17 protein-coding genes are annotated in these 18,622 nt (G+C 69.5%); 6 read left to right on the plus strand and 11 right to left on the minus strand.

What is annotated here, in order from left to right; genetic code table 11:
- Positions 1-5 precede the first annotated feature (5 nt).
- The 4 genes from ACLIN4_RS09825 to ACLIN4_RS09840 all read right to left on the minus strand — a co-directional run bounded on the left by ACLIN4_RS09825 (position 6) and on the right by ACLIN4_RS09840 (position 4,187).
- Positions 6-1,643 (minus strand): cytochrome b, encoded by a 1,638-nt coding sequence (locus ACLIN4_RS09825; RefSeq protein WP_107477094.1) that lies wholly within the window; start codon positions 1,641-1,643, stop codon positions 6-8.
- Positions 1,640-2,695, minus strand: coding sequence for a ubiquinol-cytochrome c reductase iron-sulfur subunit (locus ACLIN4_RS09830; RefSeq protein ID WP_100044207.1), 1,056 nt, complete (start codon positions 2,693-2,695; stop codon positions 1,640-1,642). The genes ACLIN4_RS09825 and ACLIN4_RS09830 overlap by 4 nt, the downstream gene beginning before the upstream one ends.
- Entirely contained in the window at positions 2,692-3,501 is an 810-nt protein-coding gene (locus tag ACLIN4_RS09835) for a c-type cytochrome (RefSeq protein WP_107477093.1), read from the minus strand. Before ACLIN4_RS09835 ends, ACLIN4_RS09830 begins: the two co-directional genes overlap by 4 nt.
- Before the next feature lie 65 nt (positions 3,502-3,566).
- Positions 3,567-4,187: a cytochrome c oxidase subunit 3 gene (locus tag ACLIN4_RS09840; protein WP_029393865.1), complete on the minus strand. Its 621-nt coding sequence runs from the start codon at positions 4,185-4,187 to the stop codon at positions 3,567-3,569.
- Positions 4,188-4,375: 188 nt separating this feature from the next.
- Here ACLIN4_RS09840 and ACLIN4_RS09845 point away from each other — a divergent pair, with 188 nt between their 5' ends.
- Positions 4,376-4,777 carry a hypothetical protein gene (locus ACLIN4_RS09845; protein WP_019327931.1) on the plus strand — a complete coding sequence of 134 codons (402 nt, stop codon included), beginning with the start codon at positions 4,376-4,378 and terminating at the stop codon, positions 4,775-4,777.
- Between the two features lie 111 nt (positions 4,778-4,888).
- Here ACLIN4_RS09845 and ACLIN4_RS09850 read toward each other — a convergent pair whose 3' ends face one another.
- From ACLIN4_RS09850 to coxB, 4 genes are all read right to left on the minus strand, one after another.
- Positions 4,889-6,163, minus strand: a complete 1,275-nt coding sequence (locus tag ACLIN4_RS09850; RefSeq protein ID WP_290013178.1) for a L,D-transpeptidase — start codon at positions 6,161-6,163, stop codon at positions 4,889-4,891.
- Between the two features lie 130 nt (positions 6,164-6,293).
- On the minus strand, positions 6,294-6,692 hold the full coding sequence (locus ACLIN4_RS09855; RefSeq protein ID WP_107477092.1) for a cytochrome c oxidase subunit 4: 399 nt from the start codon (positions 6,690-6,692) through the stop codon (positions 6,294-6,296).
- The gene (ctaD, locus tag ACLIN4_RS09860) at positions 6,689-8,422 is read right to left on the minus strand and encodes a cytochrome c oxidase subunit I (RefSeq protein WP_107477091.1); all 1,734 of its coding nucleotides are present in this window, start codon (positions 8,420-8,422) and stop codon (positions 6,689-6,691) included. Before ctaD ends, ACLIN4_RS09855 begins: the two co-directional genes overlap by 4 nt.
- Entirely contained in the window at positions 8,419-9,378 is a 960-nt protein-coding gene (gene coxB, locus ACLIN4_RS09865; RefSeq protein ID WP_100044211.1) for a cytochrome c oxidase subunit II, read from the minus strand. Before coxB ends, ctaD begins: the two co-directional genes overlap by 4 nt.
- 327 nt (positions 9,379-9,705) lie before the next feature.
- On the opposite strand from coxB, the gene ACLIN4_RS09870 reads away from it, so the two are divergent.
- Positions 9,706-11,088, plus strand: a complete 1,383-nt coding sequence (locus ACLIN4_RS09870) for a cysteine desulfurase/sulfurtransferase TusA family protein (RefSeq protein ID WP_289903765.1) — start codon at positions 9,706-9,708, stop codon at positions 11,086-11,088.
- A gap of 144 nt (positions 11,089-11,232) precedes the next feature.
- Here ACLIN4_RS09870 and ACLIN4_RS09875 read toward each other — a convergent pair whose 3' ends face one another.
- Entirely contained in the window at positions 11,233-12,207 is a 975-nt protein-coding gene (locus ACLIN4_RS09875) for a carbohydrate kinase family protein (protein WP_289903763.1), read from the minus strand.
- A gap of 132 nt (positions 12,208-12,339) precedes the next feature.
- Between ACLIN4_RS09875 and ACLIN4_RS09880 the strand changes: the two genes are divergently transcribed.
- A complete protein-coding gene (locus ACLIN4_RS09880; RefSeq protein WP_100044214.1) occupies positions 12,340-12,549 on the plus strand; it encodes a hypothetical protein in 210 nt (69 codons plus the stop codon).
- A 115-nt stretch (positions 12,550-12,664) separates the two neighbouring features.
- Positions 12,665-14,191 (plus strand): hypothetical protein, encoded by a 1,527-nt coding sequence (locus tag ACLIN4_RS09885; RefSeq protein WP_107477090.1) that lies wholly within the window; start codon positions 12,665-12,667, stop codon positions 14,189-14,191.
- Positions 14,192-14,275: 84 nt separating this feature from the next.
- Here the strand turns inward: ACLIN4_RS09885 and ACLIN4_RS09890 are convergent, their stop codons facing one another.
- Complete coding sequence (locus tag ACLIN4_RS09890) at positions 14,276-14,632, minus strand: iron-sulfur cluster assembly accessory protein (protein WP_043373791.1); 357 nt, start codon at positions 14,630-14,632, stop codon at positions 14,276-14,278.
- Positions 14,633-14,884: 252 nt separating this feature from the next.
- Between ACLIN4_RS09890 and nadA the strand changes: the two genes are divergently transcribed.
- A complete protein-coding gene (gene nadA, locus ACLIN4_RS09895) occupies positions 14,885-16,069 on the plus strand; it encodes a quinolinate synthase NadA (protein WP_289903754.1) in 1,185 nt (394 codons plus the stop codon).
- Between the two features lie 122 nt (positions 16,070-16,191).
- Positions 16,192-17,706 carry a DUF4246 domain-containing protein gene (locus ACLIN4_RS09900; protein WP_411575676.1) on the plus strand — a complete coding sequence of 505 codons (1,515 nt, stop codon included), beginning with the start codon at positions 16,192-16,194 and terminating at the stop codon, positions 17,704-17,706.
- Positions 17,707-17,716: 10 nt separating this feature from the next.
- Here the strand turns inward: ACLIN4_RS09900 and ACLIN4_RS09905 are convergent, their stop codons facing one another.
- Positions 17,717-18,517 (minus strand): SMI1/KNR4 family protein, encoded by an 801-nt coding sequence (locus ACLIN4_RS09905; RefSeq protein ID WP_381913520.1) that lies wholly within the window; start codon positions 18,515-18,517, stop codon positions 17,717-17,719.
- Between the last annotated feature and the right edge of the window lie 105 nt (positions 18,518-18,622).

An 18,622-nucleotide genomic window follows, 5' to 3' on the forward strand; every position in this document is an offset into this window, starting at 1 on the left:
GAGGGTCAGTGGTGGCCGTGGCCGCTCGTGATCTCCTTGTACTCCTCGACGGTCGGCTTCGGAATCTGCGACTCCGGGCCGTAGTACGACTTGCTGAGCTTGGCGCGCAGCTTGTCCGTGCGCTTCACCTTGCGCTGGACGCCGTTCTCGTCGACCGTCGGGCCGATCTCGGCCGGCTTGTACTGCTCGTGCGCCGTGAGCGTGTGCAGCTGCTCCTGGCTGAGCGGCTCGTGCACCTCGATGAACTCACCGTGCGGCAGGCGCTTGATGATGCCGGACTCGCGTCCGTGCAGCACCTTCTCCTTGTCCCGGCGCTGGAGGCCGAGGCAGATCCGCTTGGTGACCACGAAGGCGATGACCGGGCCGACGAAGAACCCGATGCGCACGAACCAGGTGACCGCGTTGATCGACAGGTGGAAGTGCGTGGCGACGATGTCGTTGCCACCACCGATCAGCATGATCATGTACGCGGTGACCCAGGCGACACCGAAGGCCGTACGGGTCGGGGCGTTGCGCGGCCGGTCCAGGATGTGGTGCTCGCGCTTGTCCCCGGTCACCCACGACTCGATGAACGGGTAGAGGGCGATGACCGCCAGGAACACACCGAAGATCACCAGCGGGACGAACACACCGAGGACCAGTGTGTGACCCCAGAAGTTGATCTCCCAGCCCGGCATGGCGCGGACCAGACCCTCGGCGAAGCCCATGTACCAGTCGGGCTGGGCGCCCGTGGACACCTGGTCCGGCCGGTAGGGGCCGATGCTCCAGATCGGGTTGACCGAGGCGATGCCGGCGATGGCCGCGATGACACCGAAGACCAGGAAGAAGAAGCCTCCGGCCTTGGCCATGTACACCGGCAGCAGCGGCATGCCGACGACGTTCTTGTTGGTCTTGCCGGGACCCGCGAACTGCGTGTGCTTGTGGTAGAAGACCAGGATCAGGTGGCCGACCACGAGACCGAGCATGATGCCCGGCAGCAGCAGGATGTGGATCGAGTAGAACCGGGCGACGAAGTCGGTCCCGGGGAACTCCCCGCCGAACAGGAACATCGAGATGTACGTGCCGACGATCGGCACGGACAGGATCGCGCCCTGGGTGAAGCGGACACCGGTGCCGGAGAGCAGGTCGTCCGGGAGCGAGTAACCGGTGAAGCCGGTGAACATGCCGAGGACGAACAGCAGGAAGCCGAACAGCCAGTTGATCTCACGCGGCTTGCGGAACGCGCCGGTGAAGAAGACGCGCATCATGTGCACGAACATGCCGGCGAGGAAGATGATCGCCGCCCAGTGGTGGATCTGCCGGATCAGCAGACCGCCGCGCACGTCGAAGCTGATGTCGAGCGTCGACTTGTACGCCTCACTCATCAGCTGTCCCTGCATCGGGACGTACGAGCCGTGGTACTCCACCTCGTTCATCGACGGGTGGAAGAACAGCGTCAGGTACACACCCGTGAGGATGATGATGATGAAGCTGTAGAGGCAGATCTCACCGAGCATGAAGGACCAGTGGTCCGGGAAGATCTTGCGCATGTTGGCCTTGGCCAGGGAGTAGATCCCGAGCCGGCCGTCGGCCCAGTCGGCGACACGTTCGCCGGCCGGGGCCTTCCCGCGAGAGCGGGGTGCTTCGTTGGCTGCAGTACTCATCCGCGCTCCCAGAATGCAGGACCGACGGGCTCCTCGAAGTCACTGAGGGCCTCGAGGTAGCCCTCGTCGTTCACGCCGATGCGCAGCTGCGGCAGGGCGTGACCGGCGGGACCGAAGATCACCCGGGCACCGTCGGCGAGGTCGAAGGTGGACTGGTGGCAGGGGCACAGCGCGTGGTGCGTCTGCTGCTCGTACAGGGAGATCGGGCAACCGACGTGGGTGCAGATCTTCGAGTACGCCACGATGCCCTCGTGGGACCACTCGAGTTCCCGCTTGTCCTTGATGGCCTCCGGCTCCAGCCGGATGAGCATCAGGGCAGCCTTGGCGATCTCGTTCTGGAAGCCGTGGTCGTGCTCGTCCAGGCCCTCGGGCTTGGCGAAGGTGAGCGAACCGACCGCGATGTCCGACGGACGCATCGGCTCGTTCGTGTTCATGTTGACGAGCAGCTTGCCCTTGTTCCACAGCGTGTGGCGCAGCTTGGTCCCGGGCAGCGGGCCGAGGTCGCGCAGCAGGACGACGCCGGAGAGCGGCACCAGGGTGAGCGCGCCCAGCATCGTGTTGCGGATCAGCTTGCGCCGGCCGATCGCCGACTCCTTGGCACCCTGCTTGAAGTCCGCGTGGACCTTGGCACGGATCTCGGGCGAGGCCTCGATGGGGTGCCGCTCGTCGGCGACCTCCTCGTCGGACATCAGGGTGCGCGCCCAGTGGACGGCGCCCGCGCCGATGGCGAAGAGCGCCACGCCCAGCGTCAGGCCGAGCGCGAGGTTCATCGCGTTGATGTGCCCGAGCGGGAAGACGTAGATCGACTTGTCGTGCGGGATCGCGACGAACGAGGCGATGAAGCCGATGGTCGCCAGCATCGAGACCGTGAACAGCAGGGCGACCGTGCGCTCGGACCGCTTGGCGGCCCGCTCGTCGATGTCCTGGATCCGGTGCTCGTGGGGCGGCAGGCCGGGGTCCGCGAACGGGTTCTTGTCGTCCGCGGGCTTCGGCGCGTGGGTGCCGCGCTGCTCAGCGGGCAGGTTCTCTTCTGGAATGTCTTGGCTACTCATGACTTCTTGGCCTTTGCGGTCCGAGCGGCGACCCACACGGCGACGGCGATGCAGCCACCGAGGCCGAAGATCCAGCCGAAGAGGCCTTCACTGACCGGCCCCAGGCCACCCAGCGAGAGACCGCCGGGGTCCACGGTGTCGTCACTGTTGACCGCGTCCAGGTAGGCGATGATGTCCTTCTTGTTCTGCTCCGACAGCGTGGTGTCGGGGAAGGAGGGCATGTTCTGCGGGCCCGTCTGCATGGCCTCGTAGATGTGCTTGGGGTCGACATCCTCGAGGGTGGGCGCGTACTTGCCGTGGGTCAGTGCGCCGCCCTTGCCGGTGAAGTTGTGGCACTGCGCGCAGTTGGTGCGGAACAGCTCGCCGCCCTTGGCGGAGTCCGCGCCCTCCGGGCCGTACTTCTCCTCGGACGGGATGGCCGGACCGGCACCCAGCGAGGCGACGTAGGCCGCCAGCTGGTCGATCTCCGCCTGGGAGTAGATGACCTTCTTGCGCGGGACCTGCGGACCCGGCTGCTGGGCCGGCATACGGCCGGTGCCCACCTGGAAGTCGACGGCCGCGGCGCCCACGCCGACCAGGCTCGGACCGTCGGTGGTGCCCTGACCTCCGGTGCCGTGGCAGCTGGCACAGCCGACGGCGTAGAGCTTCTTGCCCTCGTCGATGGCGAGGGACTGGGCGGTTTCATCGGCCTGCGCCTTGTCCGCGGGTGCGAACGCGGCGTACAGCCCCCCTGTGCATGCCAGCGCGAGGAGTAGGACGACGAGCGCCGCCAGCGGGTGGCGTCGTCGTGCGGAGAGCTTTTTCACGGATTACCCCGGTGTCAGGATCTTCTGCGTCGATGCTTCTGGTATTGCGCGGGTGCGTGCCGCGACTACTTGATCATGTAGATCGTGGCGAAGAGGCCGATCCAGACGACATCGACGAAGTGCCAGTAATAGGACACGACGATGGCCGCGGTCGCCTGCTCGTGAGTGAACCTCCGGGCCGCGTAGGTGCGGCCGAGGACCAGCAGGAAGGCGATGAGGCCGCCCGTCACGTGCAGTCCGTGGAAGCCGGTGGTCAGGTAGAACACCGAGCCGTACGGGTCGGACGAGAGCGAGAGGCCCTCGTGCTTGACCAGCTCGGTGTACTCGAACACCTGGCCGCCGATGAAGATCGCACCCATCACGAAGGTGACGATGAACCACATCCGGAGCTTCTTCACGTCCCCGCGCTCGGCCGCGAACACGCCGAGCTGGCAGGTGAGGGAGGAGAGCACCAGGATCGTGGTGTTCGTCGCGGAGAACGGGAAGTTCAGCGCGTCGGCCTTCTCGGACCAGAAGTCCGGGCCGGTCACCGATCGCAGGGTGAAGTACATCGCGAAGAGGGCCGCGAAGAACATCAGCTCGGAACTCAACCAGATGATGGTTCCGACGCTGGTGAGGTTCGGCCGGTTGACCGACGGGTGCGCGTGCCCGGTTTCTACTGTCGTTGCTGTCGCCACGACCGACATTATGTCGGTCGCTTATCCCGCCCTCACCCCGGGGGGTGCCGTTCGGTGTGTTCCCCCCGTCTGTACTGCCCGGATGGCCCATCGAACGGACCGTCGAAGCCGTGTCCGAACCAGTGTTGACGGGCAGTGGGAGGGAGTAGCATCCGCCGCGACGGGCTACGACTGTTTCACTGCGTATCGGAGGAAGCATGCAGCCGACCGCCACGGTGCTGGTCTACAGCGACGACTCCAACACCCGCGAGCAGGTGCGGCTGGCGACCGGTCGCCGGCCCGCCCCGGACGTGCCCGTGGTCGAGTTCGTGGAGTGCGCGACCCCCGCCGCCGTGATCAAGGAGCTGGACAAGGGCGGCATCGACGTCTGCGTGCTGGACGGCGAGGCGGTGCCCATGGGCGGCATGGGGCTGTGCCGGCAGATCAAGGACGAGGTGTTCCGGTGCCCGCCGGTGCTGCTGCTCATCGCGCGGCCGCAGGACGCGTGGCTGGCGACGTGGAGCCGGGCGGAGGCGGCTGTGGCGTTGCCGGTGGAGCCGGTGGAGTTCGCGGGTGCGCTGGCCTCTCTGCTGCGGCAGAAGAGGCTGCAGAGCGCGTAGGGCGCCTACCGGGCGGGGCTGCGCGTCGTGTGGCGGGTGCGGCTCGGTTGCGGCCGGGCGCGCCCACGCGGCGGAGCCGCGCACCGATACGGCCCCGCGCCCCTCAGGGCGCTACACAACCGTCGGGCGCAGTCTCGCCGTGTCCTGGTTCGCCGTGCCGCCCGTGCCGCCCGTGAGGGCGCTTCCCGTGCGCCACTTGTCCCAGTCCAGGTTCCAGTCGCCGAAGCCGTTACCGAAGGGCTCCATCGTCTCGCCGTCGGAGTTCACGACCTCGACGAGGTCGCCCTCCTGGACGGCGCCGAAGAACCACTCCGCGTTGGCGGTGCTCATGCCGACGCAGCCGTGGCTGACGTTCGCGGAACCCTGCGAGCCGACGGACCAGGGGGCGGCGTGCACGTACTCGCCGCTCCAGGTGACCCGGGTGGCGAAGTAGACGGGCAGGTCGTACGACTCCGAGGAGCCCTCGGCGATGCCGACGGTGCTGCTGCGCATGCGTACGAAGGATTCCTTGCCCAGGACGACCTTGACGCCGTTGCGGGTCTCGAAGCCGGGCTTGCCCGTCGTGACGGGGATCTGCCTGATCGCCTCGCCGTCCTGGTAGACCGTCAGCGTGTGGGCGGCGGCGTCGGTGACGGCCACGACGCGGTCGTCCGTGGTGATGGTCAGCGGCTTGGCCGTACCGCCCCACATCCGGTCGCCGATCTTGATGCCGTCGAGGGTGCTGCTGACCTGGACGGTGGCGTGCGCGGGCCAGTACTCCTTGGGCCGGTAGTGGAGCTTCTTGTCGTCGACCCAGTGCCAGGCACCCTCCACGGCGGGCGTGGAGCGCACCTTCAGGGCGCGTTCCACTATGGCCCGCTGGGCCGGGTCCGCGACCGGCTGGCTCAGTTCCGCGGTGACGGGCTGGCCGACGCCGTACGCGCCCGCCTTCGGGCCGAAGGAGACGTCCAGAGTCTTCTTGGCGCTGGGCCTGCCGGTCTCGAAGGTGAGGACCTTGCGGCCGGGCGCGCCGTCGCCGTCCTCGGTGCTCACGCGGACCGTGTAGCGGGCGTTGGCGGCCAGCGGTGAGGTGCTGTGCCAGCGGGCCCCGTCGGCGGAGAGTTCGCCCGCCACGTAGCGGCCTGTGGCGTCCATGGCCGTGACGTCCGTGATGCGCCCGTCGGCGCCCTCGGCGACGACCTCCAGGGGCTTGTCCGGGTCGGCCTTCTTCCCGACGTCCGTGGGGCCGTTGAAGGAGATCTGGCCCGCCGCGTCGTAGGGCGCTGCGGACAGGGGGTGGTCGGCGTCGCCGCTGCAGGCGGTGACGCTCGCGCCGAGGGCGATCACCAGCAGGGTGCAGCCGACGACCGTACGCCCCCGCGCCTGGAAGTGAACCGGGTTGCTCATGTCCTCACGCTAGGGAGCAACGTCAACGGCGGCACGGCGGGTAAGCCGGACGGGTGATGAGGGTTACGGCAGACGAAGGGGCCCGGACGCTCCTGACGGAGTGTCCGGGCCCCTCGGCGCACGGCGCGTGCTACTGGGTGCGGTTCTCACCGCGGTAGTACTCGAAGACCCAGCCGAACAGGCCGATCAGGATGATCGGGGCCGAGAAGTACATCAGCCACCAGCCGATCGCGATGCTCATGAAGGCGAACGCCCCGCCGATGCCGAGCGCCAGCGGCTGCCAGCTGTGCGGGCTGAAGAACCCGATCTCGCCGGCGTCGTCCGCGACGTCCGCTTCCTTGTTGTCCTGGGCACCGGCGTCGACCCGCCTGGCCGTGAAGGCCAGGTAGAAGCCGATCATGATGGCCAGGCCGAAGGCCAGGAAGAGGGCCGTGGTGCCGGCCGGCTCCTTCGACCAGTAGCCGTAGACGATCGCGACGGCCAGGATGAAGACGCTCAGCCAGATGAAGAGCTTGCCCTGGATCTTCACTTGCCGGCCTCCTTGCCACCGGCGAGGGTCTTCTCGCCGTGACCGACGTTCTCGAGCTGGTCGATCGCCGAGACCTCCGGGTGGTGCAGGTCGAAGGCGGGGGATTCACTGCGGATGCGCGGCAGCGTGAGGAAGTTGTGCCGCGGCGGCGGGCAGGAGGTCGCCCACTCCAGCGAACGGCCGTAGCCCCACGGGTCGTCCACGTTGACCGGCTTGCCGTACTTGGCCGTCTTCCAGATGTTGTAGAAGAACGGCAGCAGGGACATGCCGAGCAGGAACGAGCTGATCGTCGAGATCGTGTTCAGCGCGGTGAAGCCGTCGGCCGCCAGGTAGTCGGCGTACCGGCGCGGCATGCCCTCGGCGCCCAGCCAGTGCTGGACCAGGAAGGTGCCGTGGAAGCCGATGAACAGCGTCCAGAAGGTGATCTTGCCGAGGCGCTCGTCCAGCAGCTTGCCGGTGAACTTCGGCCACCAGAAGTGGAAGCCCGCGAACATCGCGAACACCACGGTGCCGAACACCACGTAGTGGAAGTGCGCCACCACGAAGTACGAGTCCGAGACGTGGAAGTCCAGCGGCGGCGAGGCCAGGATGACACCGGTCAGACCACCGAAGAGGAAGGTGATCAGGAAGCCGGTCGACCACAGCATCGGTGTCTCGAAGGACAGGCTGCCCTTCCACATGGTGCCGATCCAGTTGAAGAACTTCACACCGGTCGGGACCGCGATCAGGAAGGTCATGAAGGAGAAGAACGGCAACAGCACGCCGCCCGTGACGTACATGTGGTGCGCCCACACGGTCACCGACAGACCGGCGATGGCGATCGTCGCGGCGATCAGGCCCATGTAGCCGAAGATCGGCTTCCGGGAGAAGACCGGGATGATCTCACTGACGATGCCGAAGAACGGCAGCGCGATGATGTACACCTCTGGGTGTCCGAAGAACCAGAAGAGGTGTTGCCACAGCAGTGCTCCGCCGTTGGCCGAGTCGAAGATGTGCGCACCGAACTTGCGGTCCGCCTCCAGCGCGAACAGGGCCGCGGCCAGGACCGGGAAGGCCAGCAGGACCAGCACACCGGTCAGCAGCACGTTCCAGGTGAAGATCGGCATGCGGAACATGGTCATGCCCGGCGCGCGCATGCAGATGATCGTGGTGATGAAGTTGACCGAGCCGAGGATCGTGCCGAAGCCGGAGAAGGCCAGGCCCATGATCCACAGGTCACCGCCGATGCCCGGCGAGTGCACCGCGTCGGACAGCGGCGAGTAGGCGAACCAGCCGAAGTCGGCCGCGCCCTGCGGGGTCAGGAACCCGCCCACCGCGATAAGCGAGCCGAACAGGTACAGCCAGTAGGCGAACATGTTCAGCCGCGGGAAGGCGACGTCGGGCGCGCCGATCTGCAGCGGCATGATCCAGTTCGCGAAGCCCGCGAACAGCGGCGTCGCGAACATCAGCAGCATGATCGTGCCGTGCATCGTGAACGCCTGGTTGAACTGCTCGTTCGACATGATCTGCAGGCCCGGACGGGCCAGCTCGGCGCGCATGAAGAGCGCCATCACGCCGCCGATCACGAAGAACGCGAACGACGTCACCAGGTACAGCGTGCCGATCGTCTTGTGGTCGGTGGTCGTCAGCCACTTGACCACGATCTCGCCACGCCTCTGGCGCCGGACCGGCAGTTCGTCCTGGTAGTGGGACCCTGCCGCGGCACCCTGGGGTTCATTGAGGATGCTCACAGGTTGTTCGTCTCCCGGTTCTTCTCGTGGCTCGTCTGCGCGATGCCGGCGGGAACGTAACCGGTCTGCCCCTTCTTAGCGAGGTCCTGAAGGTGCTGCTCGTAGCGCTCCGGGGAGACGACCTTCACGTTGAACAGCATCCGGGAGTGGTCCACGCCGCACAGCTCGGCGCACTTGCCCATGAAGGTGCCCTCCTTGTTGGGGGTCACCTCGAAGGCGTTGGTGTGGCCCGGGATGACGTCCTGCTTCATGAGGAACGGCACCACCCAGAAGGAGTGGATGACGTCACGCGAGGTCAGGACGAAGCGGACCGTCTTGCCCTTGGGGAGCCAGAGGGTCGGGCCGGGGTTGCCGTTCTGCGGGTTCTTGGTGCCCGGGACACCGCAGTCGTAGACGCCGCCGGCGTTCGCCGGGAAGTCGTCCTTGAAGCGGTCCGGGATGGCGGCCAGTTCCTTGGAGGTCTTGGCGTCGCCGGTGGAACCCTCGACGTTCTCGACGTGGTTGAAGCACCAGCTCCACTGGAAGCCGACCACGTTGACCGTGACGTCGGGCTTCTTCTTCAGGCTCATGAGCTCGGACTCGTCGCGGGCGGTGAAGTAGAACAGCACCGAGACGATGACGAGCGGAACGATGGTGTACAGCGCCTCGATGGGCAGGTTGTACCTGTTCTGCGGAGGAACCTCGACCTTGGTGCGGGTGCGCCGGTGGAAGAAGCAACTCCACAGGATCAGGCCCCACACCAGCACGCCGGTGGCCAGCGCGGCTGCCCAGGAGCCCTGCCACAGGGAGAGGATCCGCGGAGCCTCTTCCGTGGTTGGGGTGGGCATGCCGAGGCGGGGGAAGTCCTCGTATGTGCAACCGGTGGCGGTCGCCAGGACCAGGCCCGCGGTCAGTGCCTGCAGCAGCTTCCGCCGCATCGGGCGCCGCGGCGAGCGGTCGGAGCCGTTGGGACTCACGTAGCGCCTTCCCGAGAGTCTCGCCCGCGCTGTTCGGCTGCGGCCTTCTCGCTGGTCGGTCGCCGCCCTGCGTCGGGCAGGGGTTTGATGTTTATGCGGACCAAACCCTAGCCGACGCTCTCCGAGGGGTCGCGGGGAGGGTGGCATACGCGCCGGGGGGCACCCTGAAAGGGTGGGACGGGGCGCCTACGCGGGGTGCGAGCTGGGGTTGTTCGGCGGCTGACGGTGCGTCGTGGCCGCTCGCGCCCACGCGCGCCGAGCCGCATGTCGAGCACGGCCCCGCGCCCCTCGAAAGCACTTCCCCGGCGGGCGTCATAGCGTTGGCGTGTGGCCTACTTCGATGCTGCTTCCGCCGTTCCTCTTCATCCCGTCGCCCGGCAGGCCCTTCAGGCCTCCCTCGACGAAGGGTGGGCCGATCCCGCGCGGCTGTACCGGGAAGGGCGACGGGCGCGGATGCTGCTCGACGCCGCCCGGGAGGCGGCCGCGGAGGCCGTGGGGTGCCGGGCGGACGAGTTGGTGTTCACTCCTTCGGGGACGCGAGCGGTCCATTCGGGGGTCGCGGGGGCGCTGGCCGGGCGTCGCCGGACCGGGTCCCACCTGATCGTGTCAGCGGTCGAACACTCCTCCGTACTGCACGCCGCCGAGGCGCACGAGGCCGGCGGCGGCACGGTCACTCAGATGCCCGTGGACCGGACGGGGGCGGTGGACCCGGACGCCTGCGCGGACGCCCTGCGCGACGACACCGCGCTGGCCTGCCTCCAGTCGGCCAACCACGAGGTGGGCACCGAGCAGCCGGTGGCCGAGGTGGCCGAGGCCTGCCGGGCGGCGGGCGTGCCGCTGCTGGTGGACGCCGCCCAGTCCCTGGGGTGGGGCAGGGTGACGGGTGACTGGTCGCTGCTCACCGCCAGCGCCCACAAGTGGGGCGGGCCGTCGGGGGTCGGGCTGCTCGTCGTGCGCAAAGGGGTGCGGTTCGCGCCGCAAGGGCCCGGGGACGAGCGGGAGTCGGGCCGGGCGCCCGGTTTCGAGAACCTCCCGGCGATCGTGGCCGCGGCGGCGTCGCTGCGGGCGGTGCGCGCCGAGGCGGCCGAGGAGGCGGCCCGGCTGCGGGAACTCACGGAGCGGATCCGGACCCGGGTGCCGGCCCTGGTGCCGGACGTGGAGGTGGTCGGCGATCCGGTGCGCCGGCTGCCCGGCGTCGTCACCTTCTCGTGTCTCTATGTCGACGGGGAGACCTTGCTGCACGAGCTGGACCGTGCCGGCTTCTCGGTCTCCTCCGGGTCGTCCTGCACGAGCAGCACCCTGACGCCGAGCCACGTCCTGAGGGCGATGGGCGTGCTCAGCGAGGGCAACGTCCGGGTGTCGTTGCCGCCGGGGACGCCGGCCGAGGACGTCGAACGGTTCCTGGAGGTGCTGCCGGGCACGGTGGCCGCGGTGCGGGAGAAGCTGGGCGCGCCGACGGCGACGGAGGCCGCCCCGGAGACCGGGGGCGACCTCGTGGTGGACGCGATCGGCCGGCGCTGCCCCGTCCCGGTGATCGAACTCGCCAAGGTCATCGGCGACGTCCCCGTCGGCGGCACGGTCCGCGTCCTCTCCGACGACGAGGCGGCCCGCCTGGACATCCCGGCGTGGTGCGAGATGCGGGGGCAGGAGTACGTGGGCGAGGAGCCGGCGGAGAGCGGGACGGCCTATCTGGTCCGCCGGGTGAGCTGACCGCTCGGGCGCGGGGCTGGTTGCCGATGTGCGGCTCCGCCGCGATGGGGGTCCCCCCGCGGCACGGGTGGGCGGTGTGGGGTCCCCCCGCTCGAGCGAAGCCGAGAGTGGGGGAGCGACCAGCCCCCCGCCCGCCGGGCCGGATCAGGCCAGGTGCGCCTGGACCTCCTCGGCCGCCTCGTCGCCGTACGCCTTGGTGAACCGCTCCATGAAGTGCCCGCGCCGCAGCTGGTACTCCTGCGTACCCACCGTCTCGATGACGAGGGTCGCCAGCATGCAGCCCACCTGCGCCGCCCGCTCCAGCGAGACCCCCCACGCCAGTCCGGACAGGAACCCCGCGCGGAAGGCGTCGCCGACGCCCGTGGGGTCGGCCTTGCGCTCCTCGTCGGGGACGCCGACCTCGATGGTCGCCTCGCCGACCCGCTCGATGCGCACGCCCCGCGCGCCGAGGGTGGTGACGCGGTGGCCGACGCGGCCGAGGATCTCCTCGTCCGTCCAACCGGTCTTGGTCTCGATGAGCCCCTTCTCGTACTCGTTGGAGAAGAGGTAGGTCGCCCCGTCCAGCAGTATGCGGATCTCGTCGCCGTTCATCCGGGCGATCTGCTGGGAGAAGTCCGCGGCGAAGGGGATGGACCGCGTGCGGCACTCCTCGGTGTGCCGGAGCATCGCCTCCGGGTCGTCGGCGCCGATGGAGACCAGGTCGAGGCCGCCCACCCGGTCGGCGACGGTCTTGAGCTCGATGAGGCGGGCCTCGCTCATCGCACCCGTGTAGAAGGAGCCGATCTGGTTGTGGTCGGCGTCCGTGGTGCAGACGAAGCGGGCGGTGTGCAGGGTCTCGGAGATGCGCACCGACCCGGTGTCGACGCCGTGCCGGTCCAGCCAGGCCCGGTACTCGTCGAAGTCCGGGCCGGCGGCGCCGACCAGGATCGGGCGGGTGCCCAGCTGGCCCATGCCGAAGGCGATGTTCGCGGCGACGCCGCCCCGGCGCACCTCGAGCTGGTCGACCAGGAAGGAGAGCGAGACCGTGTGCAACTGGTCCGCGACGAGCTGGTCGGAGAATCGGCCGGGGAAGGTCATGAGGTGGTCGGTGGCGATGGAGCCGGTGACTGCGATGCGCACGGCGTGGACTCTCTCCTGAGGGGAGGCGGGTTGACAGTTCACGCTACCCGGGACCGCCGCCTGACCGAAGCAGGCAAAACTACCCGGTAGTACAACTTTCTTCGCGGTCCGCAACGTGCCTACGGTTCTGTCATGACGAACCTGAGGACCGCCGACCCCGCCCCGGCCGACCTGGACGGCGACCTGGCGTCGCTGCGTGGTGACTGCGCCCGGATGGCCCCGCGCTGGGAGGCTCCGGTCAAGGTCTCCACCCGTCCCGTCCCCGTCTCGCTGATCCACGGCGTGCGGGTGCCGCAGACGTCGGCCAGGCTGCTGGAGGCGATGTCGGACTACGGCGACTGAGGGCCGCAGCCGACGGCTCCGGGGCCGTTCGGGCGACGCCCGGCACCGCCGGGAACCGGATCCTTACCCACCGCGTCCCATCGCTGTCCCCAGTAACAGCCGAAGGAGCGATGCGGTGAACACCGAGCGACCCGACAACGACGACGCCACCGCCGCCGACGAGGCCGGTACCGGGCGTCCCGCGCGGCGGCGTCCCCCGGCGCTCGCCGTCGCGTCCGTCGCCGCCGCCGTGCTGTTGGTCGGGACCGGCGGGGCGTATCTGGCCACGTCCGCCTCCGGTGGCGGCCAGGACGGCGGCGGTACGTCGTCCGGCGCGTCCGGTGACGGCACTCCCCCGCCGCTCGCCCTGGACGGCTACGGGGCGCCTTCCCCGGGCGGCCAGGACGGCCAGGACGGTACGCACGGCATCGCACCCGGCGAGCCCGACCCCTACGGCGTCACCTACCGCGCCGACGGCACACTCCCCGAGGGGCCCGGCTCGGCGCCCGTGTACCGGGCGAAGGGCGAGGTCACCGAGGAGGAGGTGGCCCGCCTGGCGAAGGCGCTCGGCATCGAGGGGGCGCCGCGGGTCCAGGGCGGGGCGTGGAAGGCCGGAAACGCCGAGGACGGCTCCGGGCCGCTGCTCACGGTGAACAAGCAGGCACCGGGCACCTGGACCTTCCACCGGTACACGCCCGGCACGGACGACTGCGGGAAGGGCGCCGCGTGCAAGGCCCCGTCCGCCGACGGGACGGGCGACCCGGTGAGCGAGGCGGCCGCGAAGAAGGCGGCGGCGCCCGTGCTGAAGGCGCTGGGACAGGACGACGCCAAGCTGGACGCCGGCCAGGTCATGGGCGCCCGGCGCGCCGTGAACGCCGAACCCGAGGTCGGCGGGCTGCCCACGTACGGCTGGACGACCGGTGTGGTGGTCGGCGCGCAGGGTGACGTGGTCGGCGGCAGCGGGCAGGTGAAGGCGCCGGTCAAGGGGGACACGTATCCCGTCCTGGGCGCCGAGGAGACGCTGGCGCTGCTGAACTCACCGGGCAGCGCCCCCGGCGCCGGGATCGGGGGCTGCGCGAGCCCCGTACCGCACCGGGACGGCGCGGACACGCCCTGCGAGCTGCCGACGGGCGCGCCGAAGAAGCCGGAGAAGCAGACGGTGACGGTCGAGGAGGCGGTGTTCGGGCTGGCCGCGCACCCGGTCCAGGGGCGGCAGACGCTGGTGCCGTCCTGGCTGTTCGAGGTGCGGACGCCGGGTGCGGAGGACGCCGTCACGGTCACCTACCCGGCGGTCGACCCGAAGTACCTGACCACCGCGGCGCCCGCTCCGTCCCAGGAGCCGACCTCGGCCCCGGGCGGCGAGCAGCGGGACGTGGAGGTACGGGGCTACACGGCCGCGGGCGGGGAGCTGACCGTGCACTTCACGGGCGGGGTCTGCGCCGACTACGCGGCGACGGCGAAGGAGAGCGCGGGGAAGGTGACGGTCACGGTGACCGAGACCCCGCACCCGGAGAAGGTCTGCATCCTGATCGCGAAGGAGCACGAGCGGACGGTGCCGCTCGACGAGCCGCTGGGCGACCGGAAGGTCGTGGGCTCGGGCGGCGAGGAGATCCCGGCGCACAAGCCGGGCGCGCGGCTCCCGGGGCCCACCGGGGGCCGGTGACGCCGCGGACGCGAGAAAGGGCGGCGGCCCGGGGTGTCCCGGGCCGCCGCCCTCTTCGTACGCCGATCGCCGGCGCCGCGCGGCTCAGCTGAAGGAGTCGCCGCAGGCGCAGGAGCCCGTCGCGTTCGGGTTGTCGATCGTGAAGCCCTGCTTCTCGATCGTGTCCACGAAGTCGATGGTGGCGCCGCCCAGGTACGGGGCGCTCATGCGGTCGGTGGTGACCTTGACGCCGTCGAAGTCCTTCACCACGTCGCCGTCGAGCGAGCGCTCGTCGAAGAAGAGCTGGTAGCGCAGGCCGGAGCAGCCGCCGGGCTGGACGGCGACGCGCAGCGCCAGGTCGTCACGGCCTTCCTGGTCGAGCAGGGCCTTGACCTTGGCCGCGGCGGCGTCGGTCAGGATGATGCCGTCGGTGACGGTGGTGGTCTCGTCCGATACGGACATCTACATCTCTCCCGGGTTGTACGGAGACTGCTTGCCGACGGTTCCAACCGACGGGGCCGCGTATTCATTCCGGGCCGGGGCCGTGTCTTTCTCCTCGGCTCGTCCCTTCATGCTCGCACACGCCCCGGGGAGCGGACAGTGGCTCGGGGACCGGGATTCACGTCACACCGACACTATGGGCATCGTCAAAGTGACGTGAACCAGTTATGATATATAGCGTCAGTTCGACGAAAAGTAGAAAGGGTGCGTGTCGTGACCACCGCCCAAACCCAGGAGCTCGACGTGCAGCCGACGCCCCTCGCCCTGCTGCTGCTCGGCCGCGAGGCCGACCCGACGAGCGAGCGCGGCGTGGACTGCCCCGGCGACCTGCCCTCGCCCTCCGACCCGGACCTGGTCGCGCGCGCCCGCGCGGCCAAGGAGAAGCTCGGGGACAAGGTCTTCGTGCTCGGTCACCACTACCAGCGCGACGAGGTCATCCAGTTCGCCGACGTCACGGGTGACTCCTTCAAGCTGGCCCGGGACGCGGCCGCGCGCCCGGAGGCCGAGTACATCGTCTTCTGCGGTGTGCACTTCATGGCGGAGTCGGCCGACATCCTGACCTCCGACGACCAGAAGGTGGTCCTGCCCGACCTGGCCGCCGGCTGCTCCATGGCGGACATGGCGACCGCCGAGCAGGTCGCCGAGTGCTGGGACGTGCTGACCGAGGCCGGGATCGCCGAGCAGGTCGTGCCCGTCTCGTACATGAACTCCTCCGCCGACATCAAGGCGTTCACCGGCAAGCACGGCGGCACCATCTGCACCTCGTCCAACGCCAAGCGGGCCCTGGACTGGGCCTTCGAGCAGGGCGAGAAGGTCCTGTTCCTGCCCGACCAGCACCTGGGCCGCAACACGGCGGTGCGGGACATGGGCATGTCGCTGGAGGACTGCGTCGTCTACAACCCGCACCGGCCGAACGGCGGACTGACGGCCGAGGAGCTGCGCGGCGCGAAGATGATCCTGTGGCGGGGTCACTGCTCGGTGCACGGCCGCTTCAGCCTCGACTCGGTCAACGACGTGCGTGCGCGCATCCCGGGGGTGAACGTCCTGGTGCACCCGGAGTGCAAGCACGAGGTCGTGGCCGCGGCGGACTACGTCGGCTCGACCGAGTACATCATCAAGGCCCTGGAGGCCGCCCCGGCCGGTTCCAAGTGGGCCATCGGCACCGAGCTGAACCTCGTCCGGCGGCTGGCGAACCGTTTCGCTGCCGAGGACAAGGAGATCGTCTTCCTCGACAAGACGGTCTGCTTCTGCTCGACCATGAACCGCATCGACCTCCCGCACCTGGTCTGGGCGCTGGAGTCGCTGGCGGAGGGCACCCTCGTCAACCGCATCGAGGTCGACAAGGAGACGGAGGCGTTCGCGAAGCTGGCCCTGGAGCGGATGCTGGCGCTGCCGTAACCCGGTCGGGTCGGTCCGGAACCCTCGGGTCGGTCCGGGCGGCGGGAAGCCCACGGACGCGGTGTCAGTCCGCTGCCGTAGGCTTCCCGCCGCCCGCACACCGACTGTGAGGATCCAGAGCATTGACCGGCCTGTCTGCCTTCCCTCTGCCCTTCAACTCGACCCACTCCATACCGTCCGTGAAACCCCGGACGCTGCGGGAACTCGAGATGATGCGGTGCAGCGCCCACATCCGGTCGAAGCCGGGGTGGGCCGACAAGATGAACGACCCCGACATCGTCGCCAGATGGTCGCGGGAAGCGGTCGCCCAGGGCTTCACCGAGGCGCAGGTCCGCTACGTGCTCGCCGAACTCACGCACTACGCCGCGCTGCGGGACGCGCGGACCGGCGCCGAGGTCTCCGCCGTCGACGGTGTGTGGCAGTCGGACACGCTGATCGACGACCGGCTCCGCTCCCGGCTGCGCGAGGCGGTCCGGGTCCTGGAGGAGGTCCCCGAGGAGGAGCGGGACTGGCACCCCGGGTCCGACGGCCAGGTACTGGACCTGGTGCACCCTTCCCTGTTCTGCCTGGTGCGGGAGGCGAGCGGCGCGCCCGAACGGGCTTGGCACAGCCCGGTGAACCGCTACTCGAAGTACGAGTTCTCGGAGAGGTTCCAGTGGCTGCCCACGGACGTGGACGTCAGCGCCGACGGCGACGTCACCTTCCGTTCGTACGTCAACAACGTCCACCCCGAGGACCATCGCGAACTGGCGTCGGTCCTGCCTGACCTGTTCGCGCGCATGCGCCCGCTGCTGGAGAACGTACTCACCGACCTGCGCCATCCGCGTCCCCTGCGGATCGAGGCCGATCCCTACGGGTGGTACGACGAGTCGCAGGAGCCGGAGGAACCCGACGAGGACGACTTCGACGACGAGGAGGCCTACGAAGAGGCCATGCAGGCCTGGGAAGAGGCCAGCGACGACTGGTGGGAGAACCGCCGGCCGACCGTCCCGGACGCCCCGGAGTTCACCGCGCCCGAGAAGCCCGGCGACACGGCCCGCGTCGACCTGCGCGGCCGCCGGCTCCAGGTCATCGTCAAGCTCGCCACCATCCACCTCACCCCGGACAAGCCCGAGTACGCGGGCGGTTCCTGGCACGTCGAGGGCATGCTGAACGAGCGGATCGTCTCGACCGGCATCTACTACTGGGACAGCGAGAACATCACCGAGAGCCGGCTGAGCTTCCGGACGGCGCTCGACGACCCGTCCTACGAGCAGAACGACGACAACGGCCTGCGCGAGGTCTACGGCCTGGAGAACGAGGGCGCGCTGAACCAGGTGCTGGGGTCGGCGTCCACCCCGGCGGGCCGCTGCCTGGCGTTCCCGAACGTCCTGCAGCACCGCGTCGGCGAATTCCGCCTCGCGGACCCCACCCGCCCCGGCCACCGCAAGATCCTCGCGTTCTTCCTGGTCGATCCGTCGGAGCGGATCGTCTCCACGTCCGACATACCGCCGCAGCAGCCCTGGGCCGACACCTCGACCATGACGCTCGAACAGGCCAAGGGCTACCGCGAAGAACTCATGCGCGAGCGCAAGTTCTTCGTCGACGAGCACAACGAGCAGGTCTACGAGCGGGAGTTCTCCCTGTGCGAGCACTGAGGGGATCCGGTCAGTCCCCTGTCCCGTAGCTCATGAACCAGTGGGTGTCGAAATAGCGGGCCATCGTGTACGGGTGGTGGGGGTCGACGAGGACGCGGCAGACGAACTCCGCGGTGCGGCAGTCGAACACGAGGTCGTCACCGTCGAAGGACCGGACCAGGACGGGCCAGCGGTCGGGGTCGTCGCCGTCGGCCCTCCAGCAGTACTGGTCCTCGTGCTCGGTGCCCGCCCAGACGAGCAGACCCTCCTCCCCGCGGTCCGCCCACGGCTCCTGGTACAGGCCCAGATACCCGTCGAAGGCACCGTCGCCGAAGGTCTCGACCATGCGCTTGTAGTCACTCGGCAGCGCGGTGCCCAGACGGGACTCCACCTCCGCCCAGTCCGCGTCCGGCCGCCGCGCGGGCCCGGTCCAGCCGGTGATCTGCCGCAGCCGCTCCAGCCGGTCGGCATCCTCGCCCGGAGCGACCGCCAAGGGTTCGGGCACCTTCCGGTGAGCGACCGCCAGCACCGGCCGCTCGGCCCCCTCGGCGTCCCGCGCCGTGCCCGCGCCGACCCACTGATCGCCGTACGCCCACGCCCGTATCGTCACGGCCCGGCCCTCGAAGGGGACGAGGAGTGCGGCGCCGCCGGACTCGTCGACGGTCGGATCGGTGACGCCGTCGAGGACGAGGGTGCGCGGGGCGCCGAACCTGTCGCCGAGCAGGTCGATCAGGTCCTGCGGGTCGAGGTCGCCGGGCAGTCGGAGGTGTCTGGGTCCCGGGCCGCCGAGCCGGGTCAGCAGATCACTGATGGTCGATTGTGTGAGCTCCATGGCCGCCAGTGAAGCGCACCGCACGGACAAGGCGGACGTCACCCACCGCCGGGCCGGCCCCCGGGCACGGGCGCGGCGGGACGCGGAGGGGCGCCCCCGTGATGA

It is taken from the genome of Streptomyces mutabilis (assembly GCF_046628145.1).
Taxonomy (GTDB): domain Bacteria; phylum Actinomycetota; class Actinomycetes; order Streptomycetales; family Streptomycetaceae; genus Streptomyces; species Streptomyces mutabilis.

Bases quoted from the DNA above. Each gene is read 5' to 3' on its own strand.
- ACLIN4_RS09825 (WP_107477094.1), bottom strand. From the start codon at position 1,643: ATGAGTACTGCAGCCAACGAAGCACCCCGCTCTCGCGGGAAGGCCCCG.
- ACLIN4_RS09830 (WP_100044207.1), bottom strand. From the start codon at position 2,695: ATGAGTAGCCAAGACATTCCAGAAGAGAACCTGCCCGCTGAGCAGCGC.
- ACLIN4_RS09840 (WP_029393865.1), bottom strand. From the start codon at position 4,187: ATGTCGGTCGTGGCGACAGCAACGACAGTAGAAACCGGGCACGCGCAC.
- ACLIN4_RS09845 (WP_019327931.1), top strand. From the start codon at position 4,376: ATGCAGCCGACCGCCACGGTGCTGGTCTACAGCGACGACTCCAACACC.
- ACLIN4_RS09850 (WP_290013178.1), bottom strand. From the start codon at position 6,163: ATGAGCAACCCGGTTCACTTCCAGGCGCGGGGGCGTACGGTCGTCGGC.
- ACLIN4_RS09880 (WP_100044214.1), top strand. From the start codon at position 12,340: ATGACGAACCTGAGGACCGCCGACCCCGCCCCGGCCGACCTGGACGGC.
- ACLIN4_RS09890 (WP_043373791.1), bottom strand. From the start codon at position 14,632: ATGTCCGTATCGGACGAGACCACCACCGTCACCGACGGCATCATCCTG.
- ACLIN4_RS09905 (WP_381913520.1), bottom strand. From the start codon at position 18,517: ATGGAGCTCACACAATCGACCATCAGTGATCTGCTGACCCGGCTCGGC.